This is a genomic window from Ancylomarina sp., assembly GCF_041555295.1.
Taxonomy (GTDB): Bacteria; Bacteroidota; Bacteroidia; order Bacteroidales; family Marinifilaceae; genus Ancylomarina.
This window is the reverse complement of record NZ_JBFFKR010000468.1, coordinates 1-1,611: the sequence shown is the minus strand read 5'-3', so window position 1 is coordinate 1,611 and position 1,611 is coordinate 1. Positions and strand designations below refer to the sequence as shown.

The window sequence follows — 1,611 nt, the reverse complement described above, 5'->3', positions numbered from 1 at the left end:
GAAACCATCCATCTCAGGCATTTTTATATCCATCAGTATTAAATCCACATGTGGGTTTGATTTGCAAACTGCAACGGCTTCTAACCCATTTACAGCTCTGATAATATTTATTTTCAAGTCTGAAAAGAACTTTTCTAACAGTATAAAATTAGAATCTTCATCCTCTGCAATTAAGAGTGTTTTTGGCTTTATAAATTCAACGTTTAATCCATTAAGGGGAAGCTTAGGTATCGCTTTCGAGTTTACCGTTTTGTAAGGCAGCGTAAAATTGAACACAGAACCTTTACCTACTTCGGAGTTCAGCCAAATAGTACCGCCAAGCATTTCAACATAAGCTTTTGAGATAGACAAACCCAAACCTGAACCTCCGTATGTTCGGGCTGTAGTCGTTTCAACCTGACGAAAGCGTTTAAATATTTCGGCGTGCATATCGGAAGAAATACCTATTCCGGAATCTTTTACATAGAATTCCAGAAACTTGTCTTTTACGGTGTAACCAAAATTAACAAAACCTTCTTGGGTAAACTTAAGGGCATTGCCTATCAGGTTAGTTAGTATTTGTGTTAGCTTGGTCGAATCGGTAATAATAATTGCTTCATCGTCGGCTAAACTGGTTTGTAAACGAAACGTAACATTCGGGTTTGTGTCTTTCGGCAAGAACTGCTCGTTTATAAGCTTACAAATTAAGTTGATATTGATTTCATTATCCTGAACTTTTTCCTGTCTAGCCTCAATTGAGGCAATGCTTACTATATCGGTGATAATAGAAAGTAATTGGTCGCTACTTTGTATTATTAAATCGGTGAAGTTTTGACGATCTTCAGAAAGCAAATCGGGATTGTTAATTAAACCTGAAAAGCCTACAATTGCATTCATAGGTGTTCGTATTTCGTGCGAAATATTGTGCAAGAATGCAGTTTTAAGATGATCGCTTTCTTCGGCTTTTTCCTTGGCTCTAATTAATTCTTGATTTGTTTGATTAAGTTCTTCATTAATTTGCAGATACTCCTCATTAATCTGCTGGTATTCTTTATTTTGCGATTCTATTTTATTTGTTTTTTCCTTAAGTAATCCTTCTGCATTTTTACGATCAGTTATGTCATGGATAATTGAATGTAATAAATCCTTATTATCAATTTTAATTTTACTGCATAATACTTCAACGTCTCTTATAGAACCATTCTTCAGTTGATGTTTGGATTCAAATTGGTTTTTATTTTCAAACAAGATATTCTCAATAATCTTCCTGATTTCTTGAGATGAATGCATATCGAAATGCCCAATCTTCATTTTCATCAATTCTTCACAGCTCCATCCATAATAATTGGCTGCAGATTTATTAGCATCAACAATATTGCCTGTATTGGGGTCAATAAGAAGTTTCACGGCTGCATGATCATCAAATATTTTGCGGAATTTCTCCTCGCTTTTAAGCAATGTTTTTTCAACTTCTTTTCTTTTTGCTTCTTCTCTTAACAGATTTCTCACTTTGGTCAGTGAATAAAAATAATATGAAAGAGCTATAAATAGCAAAGAAAAAACGAATATTAAACGATTACGAAGCCTGGATAGTGCGATATAAATATCTTTTTCCTGATAGGAAATAAGAAT

General features: G+C 34.0%; 1 protein-coding gene. It reads right to left on the bottom strand.

Going from position 1 to position 1,611, the window contains the following annotated elements; genetic code table 11:
* Window positions 1-1,488: ATP-binding protein (locus ABY905_RS17165; RefSeq protein WP_372646109.1), on the bottom strand; the 1,488-nt coding region annotated here is incomplete at its 3' end.
* Window positions 1,489-1,611: the final 123 nt, after the last annotated feature.